Annotated in this window: 4 protein-coding genes; 1 reads left to right on the forward strand and 3 read right to left on the reverse strand. The window is 63.4% G+C overall.

Annotated features, from left to right (window positions below):
* Positions 1–13: 13 nt before the first annotated feature.
* A protein-coding gene (locus BLS21_RS24275; RefSeq protein ID WP_091216539.1) for an IS5 family transposase occupies positions 14–843 on the reverse strand; the annotation gives its coding sequence in 2 pieces (ribosomal slippage) (positions 14–484 and positions 487–843; 828 coding nt in all).
* 1,167 nt (positions 844–2,010) lie between these two features.
* On the opposite strand from BLS21_RS24275, the gene BLS21_RS24285 reads away from it, so the two are divergent.
* Positions 2,011–3,765 (forward strand): DUF2326 domain-containing protein, encoded by a 1,755-nt coding sequence (locus BLS21_RS24285; protein ID WP_175479737.1) that lies wholly within the window; start codon positions 2,011–2,013, stop codon positions 3,763–3,765.
* Between the two features lie 8 nt (positions 3,766–3,773).
* Here the strand turns inward: BLS21_RS24285 and BLS21_RS24290 are convergent, their stop codons facing one another.
* Positions 3,774–4,733 (reverse strand): Shedu anti-phage system protein SduA domain-containing protein, encoded by a 960-nt coding sequence (locus tag BLS21_RS24290; protein ID WP_091224475.1) that lies wholly within the window; start codon positions 4,731–4,733, stop codon positions 3,774–3,776.
* A 1,071-nt stretch (positions 4,734–5,804) separates the two neighbouring features.
* Positions 5,805–6,888, reverse strand: a 1,084-nt coding sequence (locus BLS21_RS25460) for a hypothetical protein (protein WP_175479738.1), incomplete at its 5' end; no start/stop codon positions are given.

Here is a 6,888-nt window from a genome sequence, read left to right on the forward strand (position 1 = left end):
AGAAGACATTGCATTAGTCAGTCGGTAGCCGGCGGGCGCAGATGAGGGTGACCGCGAGCCGGACCAGCGCGTTGATCGTCGTGGCGGTGCGGTCGTAGCGCAGAGCCAGGCGTTTGTAGGCCAGCAGCCAGCCCAGCGTCCGTTCGACGACCCAGCGGTGGCGGCCCAAACGCACGCTGGAGTCTCGGCCGATCCGGGCGATGCGGGCGGTGATCCCGCGGCGGCGCAGGTAACGACGGACCCGTGGATTGTCATAGCCCTTGTCGCCGTGCAGCTTCAGCGGCCGTCGCCGCGGGTGGCCCCGGCCGCCGCGCTTGATCGCCGGCATGGTGTCGAGGATCGGCTCGACGAGCATGCTGTCGTGCCGGTTCGCGCCGGAGACGAGCACGTTGAGCGGCAGCCCGTGCGCGTCGACGAGCAAGTGGTACTTGCTGCCGGCCTTGCCCCGGTCGGTCGGGTTCGGGCCGGTCAGCTCACCCCCCTTTTGGCGCGGACGCTGACCGAGTCGAGGTTGGCTCGCGACCAGTCCAACCGGCCCTCGGAGCCGAGCTGGTCGAGGACGGCGGTGTGCAGGCGGTCGAAGACGCCTGCGTCGGCCCACTCGTGCAGCCGGCGCCAGCAGGTCCAGCCCGAGCCGTAGCCGAGCTCGGTGGGCAGCTTGGTCCAGCCGATGCCGGTGGAGAGCACGAAGGCGATGCCCTCGAGCACGTCCCGATCTGAGGTCCGGGGCCGGCCGGTGCGTCCGTGGATGGCAGGGCGACGCGGTGGGACCAGCGGCTCAACCAGCGCCCACAGCTCGTCGCTGATCAGCCGCGGCGGCGGGGAAGACGCCGACGACGACATGCCGCGCACGCTGCGCCGATCCCTTGCGGACGGCCAGGGGCCGACGACCTACTTCCGCAACGTCTTCTAAGTACCGGCCAAAGCCGGTGGTCAGCGGTCAACAGGGGGCAGCACCGCTAAGGCACGGAAGGAGCAGTGCTGCCCGGCTGAGCTGCGCAAACGGGCATCTGGGCTGGTCAGGACGTGGAGCGGGTGACCGGGATCGAACCGGCATGGCCAGCTTGGAAGGGTGGGGCCTCCAGGCGCCATCCTTGCTGGTCAGCGCCAAGTCAGGCGGATGCCGTGCCTTCCGCATGCCTCAGCGTCACATCGGGCTGCCGGAAGAGCGGCTCCTCGCTTTGGCTCGGCCCGCTGCCAGTCGAGAGCCGCTTCCGCGGATGCAATTGCGGCCACGCCGGGGCCGGCGGACGCGGCCGGAGTACGCAAGTCGCGACCCCGCTGCGCCGCAACGTGCTTGCCCGATGGAGCGAGAGCTCCACATCGGCGCTGGCGCCGCCACGGTACGGCCCATTGCTGCCCACGCTGGCCGGAGCAGCGAGTCCCGGTTGTTCTGCCCGTCCGGGACGGCTCACCAGGCTGGTCTTACGCACGGTGGCCGACGGCGTGTGCGCTGTCCTGCAATGTTTCGGCTGGGTTCCTCCACCAAGACAGCGTCAGTCCGCGCAGTCGACCGCGTCGGCGAGGTCTCCGCAGATCTGCCGCATTCGCGTGTCAGCCAACCGTCCGAGCCGCGAGGGGGATCGCGATAGAGACGCTCTCGACCGAGTCCATGCTGACCAAAAGGGGGCTAAACCTGCGCCGCAGAATAAATCCTCTGCGACATTTGCGAAACCTTATCGCGCTACACACTGCATTCGCCGCGGAAGCCGGCTGCGCTAGGTGGAATGACGCGACCGACTGCTGGGCAAACAGGCTCTTCCTTAAGACGGGCGGCGGCGAGGGCCATGCTTGGATAGCCAGGTCAGCCTGACCGACCTGCGGCTACAACGTGTCTTATTTCACTTTCGTACATACCAACTTATGCCGACCTGATCGGTCTTGTCACTTATCACTCGCATGTTTATTGGGTCAAACTTAATCATCTGACGCTTGCCGCTACTGTTGTATATTTGCCATTCGATTGAGGGCGGCGGTCGATCTATCTCGCGGCCGACTCGAATGGTCACGATGATTCGTCTGGAGAGCGTCTCAGCCAATCAGGATAGCTTCCATGCGGTCACGTTCAAGTCGAACTTCAACGTCATTATGGCGGACCGGACGCCAGAGTCGCGTGACGTCGATACACGCAATGGCGCAGGAAAGACTACACTCCTCCAAATCATCGACTTCTGCTTAGGTGCTCGGCTGGGCGACTTCGGCGCTCTCCCGAAGTTAACTGGCAAGGGATGGGAGTTCACTCGAACCTTTCTGCTGCGGGGCTATGACGATCAACTCCCTCGAGTCAGCGTCACTCGCTCCATTGATGAGCCGGCTCGCCTAGTGCTTGAAGGTGATCTTCAAGACGCAGGTATCGTCGACGAGCCAGTTCGGCGTACGACCGTAACCGCCGGCATACTCACTGACTGGCTGGGGGAACGTCTCTTTGGGTTGAAGCCGCGCAGCATTCGAGACGAGGGTGAACCCACGTTTCGACGACTCTTCGCGCACTTCCTGCGCTATCGTAACGAGTCGTACCTCTCACCCTTTGAAACCTTCTCGCGGCAATCCTCGGCTGATATTCAATCTGCCAACACGTTTCTGCTCGACCTGGACTGGCGACTCGCCAGCGAGTGGCAGCGATTGAAGGACCGAGAGAAGCGTTTAAACGCGCTTGGCCGGCAGGGCGTTGAAGAGGTCGGTCAAGAGATCGCCGACCTGGAGTCGCTGCGTGCCCGTCTCGAAACGCGACTACGCCGCTTGCGGAATCAGGTCGCTGAGTTCCGCGTCCTAGACGAGTATCGAGAAATTGAGACCCGCGCCAACGACTTGACCTCCCGCCTGCAGCGCCTCGCTAATGATCGATCGATCAATCAGCGCCTGTTACACGTCTATGAAACTCAGCTTGGAGAAGAGGTGTCCGGCGACCTTGGCGCAGAGCAGATTGTCGATCTATTCAATGCGGCTAAAGTCGAGCTGGGGGACGCGGTCGTTAGGCGACTTTCGGACGTTGTCAGCTTCCATGAGCAAATCGCCCGAAACCGGCGAGACTACCTCGAATCCGAGGTCCGGCGATTGCGACAGGTGGACGCCCAGCTCACTTCGGACATCGAACGTCTCGATGAGGAGCGACGGACCGATATGCGCCTATTGGCGACAACCGGCGCGATTGATGACTTTGGAGCGCTGCAACAGCGCGTCGGTCAGGCTGCCGCAGAGTTGGAGTCCGTGGAGCGCCGGCTAGCTGAGTTGCGTGAGTTGCGCGCTGGTAAGGCGCGACTACGACTGGACCGACTCGACCTTCAGGAGCGGGTCTCCCGGGACTTGGACGAGCGCAGGTTGCGCCTGGGTGAGATCGCAGCTGACTTTTCGGACATCTTCGAGCTCCTGTATGACGAGCCAGCGGACCTTGTTGTCGACGCTGGCGCGGCTGGCTATAGATTTCGGACCAATCTTCCGCGTGGTGGATCCCACGGCGTCGATAAGGTCGCAATATTCGCGCTCGACCTGGCACTGGTGACGCATTGGACAGAAGCGGGCAAGGGGCCCGGAGTTCTGCTCCATGACAGCATCCTGTTCGATGGCGTCGATGAGCGGCAGGTGGTTAAGGCGCTATCACTAGCCGAGGAGCGCAGCACTCAAGCCGGCTTCCAGTACATCTTGACACTCAATAGTGACCGCCTTCCGGCTGCCGATACGCAACTGTCGACAGATCTACGAGAGGCGGTTGTTCTTCAACTTACGGACAAGTCGGATGAGGGGCGGTTGTTAGGCGTGAGGGTCTAGTGGCAGGCTCAGATTCCCTCTATCGCGTTGCGCAACATTTCAAGGCCAGAGAAGACTTCGTCAAACGTTACGACGGTCACGTCCCGAAGGCTGCGTCGATAAAGCTCGAACGATGCAGTCTGAGTTTCGTCGAAGCTCTCCTCGATCAGATTGCCAATAATCAGGAAGCACTGCGGATCAGTGATGGTTACGCGGGCACCTGGTTCGGCTCTTGCGTTCAACTGTGCTGCGCTCTGGAGCAGTGTTTGTCGGCTTCCCAAGACTTGGAGCCAACCGCCAAGCAGATCCCTGCTCGGCAGGTAAGTGTTTCCCCGGTACTGAGAACCTAGGAGTGGTGCGGTCGGGGCTTTGATTTCTATGCAGGCCACGTTGGTCGAGTGAATCGCAAGGAAGTCAAGGACGCTTCCACCGGTGTTATTCCATGACTTTCCGCCGACATAACACTTAGACAGTAGCTCATATGCCCGCCCTTGAAGAACCGCAGCGAGGCAGACAGGAAACCTGGCGAAAAACTGCTGCCAGTGCTCTTCGCTCGAGACGTCCGATTCGGTCGACCATCGGTGGAGCGCGACGGACAGCGGGTTCTCTATCCCCGCCGGTTCAGGTCCGAGTGGGGAGAATCCCCGCTCCAGCCGGGATGCCACTTCGTGGCGGTGCTTATCTCGCGCCGCTGTGAGCCACGATGTGGTGTACCGGTCCGGATGGCGGTCGACGATCTCGTGGTGGCTGGCGCACAGCACGATGACGTTATCAAGGTTTATGGAAGCGGCCTCATTGTACCGGGGGCTCCCGGGCATTAGACCCTGGATATGAGCCACCTCGAGGATGGCTGGATCGGGTGGATTAGTGGACCACTCACAGTTCGGAAATGAGCACATGCCGCCGGACAGCGCGAAGGCGGCCGCCCTTGTCTGCGACGTGAGCCTTCGTTGCAATGGGCGTCGCAACTGGTGTGGCTTGTCAGTCATAGTCCGATTCTAGTTGGGTGTCTGATAACTCCTCGCTGGGAGGTCGTCAGGCTCACGGAGAACGCAGTCTCCACCAGCTTGGGTCGGATCACTTCGTCGCTGCCTGAGCTGCTCGAGGAGCCAGCGTTCGGCAGAACCCCACGCGAGAGCGCGCGGGGCGGCTTCAACAGCCCCTCCGCATCGATGTATTCGCCTTGCGTGACACGGCTGAAGGGTCCTGCCGCAGCGCGGTCATCTGCGTCCACAGTCGCGGGTTGAGCCCTTTCTTCGACAGGACGTCCGCCATCACTGCCACCGCAGTGGTGTGACACGCATCGCGGAGGACTGTCAGTTCACCCGGTCCGCCGGGAATGGGGCGTAGGTCAGCACCTGGCGACGGTGCCGCCCGAGCGCGTGCGGGTCGACGGCCTGCTCGCCGCTGATCGGTCGGGAGGGCCTCTCGCGGGGCCGTTGTGACTCGGGAGGTGCCATGCGAAGCACTCCGCTCGTCTTTAGCTACGAGACCACTGCGATCCCGTACGGTCCTGCGCGCCCGTCACCGGTACATCGAAGCGAGGGAACACCATGGGACAGCCTTGGCCAACGAGTGCACCGTCGGCTGACTCCACGGGCGTAACGCTCGAACAGCGATCCCAGTCACAGCGTCCGCGCCGCCCGCTGCTGATCGCACCATCCGCTTCTGGAAGCAGATCCTGGGTTGGACAGCCCCGAGGATCCGCTGCCCGGCCGCCGCGGACCACTGGACCTGGCTGATCGTCGCCGCGCACACCCAGCTGCGACTGGCCCGCCGGCTCGCCCCATGATCTGCGCCGCCCGTGGGAGCGGCCGCTGCCGCCCGACCGGCTGACCCCGGCCAGAGTCCGGCGCGGGTTTCGCCGCCTGCGGACCAAGACCCCCTCGCCGGCCAGCGCGCCGAAACCCGCCCACCCCGGGCCCGGACGACCGCCGGGGCGGAGGAACACCCACCGCGCCACCCGCTACGACGTCGGCAAGACCCTCACCCGAGACGCCGCCAACACCAGCGACCCACAAGCCGAGGGTTAAACGAAAAGCTTAGCCAGCGCAATTACGTTAAATGGCGATGCGCGACACCCACCGGCTACCGGAGCCGCTCGTATCGGGACTGAGGACCACCGACCCATTGCCTGTAACGCCGTCGAGCCAGCGCGGACCCGGCTGGTCGCCGAGGCACTCAAGGTGAATCCCTCCACCGCCCGCGTCGTGCACCCGCCACCGGCTTCCGGAGCCGCTCGTATCGGGACTGAGGACCACCGACCCATTGCCTGTAACGCCGTCGAGCCAGCGCGGACCCGGCTGGTCGCCGAGGCACTCAAGGTGAATCCCTCCACCGCCCGCGTCGTGCACCCGCCACCGGCTTCCGGAGCCGCTCGTATTGAGACTGAGGATCACCGACCCGTTTGGCGTGACGCCGTCGAGCCAGCGCGGACCCGGCATATCGCCCGAGCACATTAGCCAAACCTGCATGCCGGCTTGGACTTGATGCCCTGAGGGCGGCTGGTTGATCAGGTGAAAGGTCACCCAGGGATTGGCGCCGTCACCGCCGAAGATCAAAACTTCATAGCCGGGGAGTTGCTGTTTGACGGCCCCACCGCCTACTCTGGGTCCGTTCCACTCCAGGGCTAGCTCGCCAGCCGCCGAACTGTACCGAATTCTCGCGGAACCCGGCGAGAAGCAGGTTGACACGGCGCGGGGAGGAACATCCCGCGAACCTTCAAAAAATATCCAACCGTCGGCCGCGGAAGAGAAATGCCGGAGACGCAACTCGGTGTCGTTTCGAAGTGCCACCGCGATGCTGTTCGCTGGGTCGCGTGACCGGAACGCAGGAACCCACCCGACGTACGATGGATGGCTAACGATCCAGAAGATGCCCGCCCCCGGCCGGTTAAGGACGACGTAGTCCTGCGCTCCAGAGCTCTTGTAATCAAAGGCGAGCACCCGATCGCGGTTGCTGCTCAAATGGAAATCTATGCGTTGGAGTAGGCCCTGCGAGACCGGCCCGAACGAGCCCCCGCTATTGTTCAACATCCAGAGGATGCTTCGCCCGGGTCGGTAGAGGGCGATGTGGTCGAGTCTGCCGGAGTGGTCAAAGTCGAAGGCGAACGCCCGATCGCGCTCATCGGCCAGGTCGTAGCCG

The organism is Geodermatophilus siccatus (assembly GCF_900103785.1).
Lineage (GTDB): Bacteria > Actinomycetota > Actinomycetes > Mycobacteriales > Geodermatophilaceae > Geodermatophilus > Geodermatophilus siccatus.

Coding starts and splice junctions, on each gene's coding strand:
- BLS21_RS24285 (WP_175479737.1), top strand. CDS start 2,011: ATGATTCGTCTGGAGAGCGTCTCAGCCAATCAGGATAGCTTCCATGCG.
- BLS21_RS24290 (WP_091224475.1), bottom strand. CDS start 4,733: ATGACTGACAAGCCACACCAGTTGCGACGCCCATTGCAACGAAGGCTC.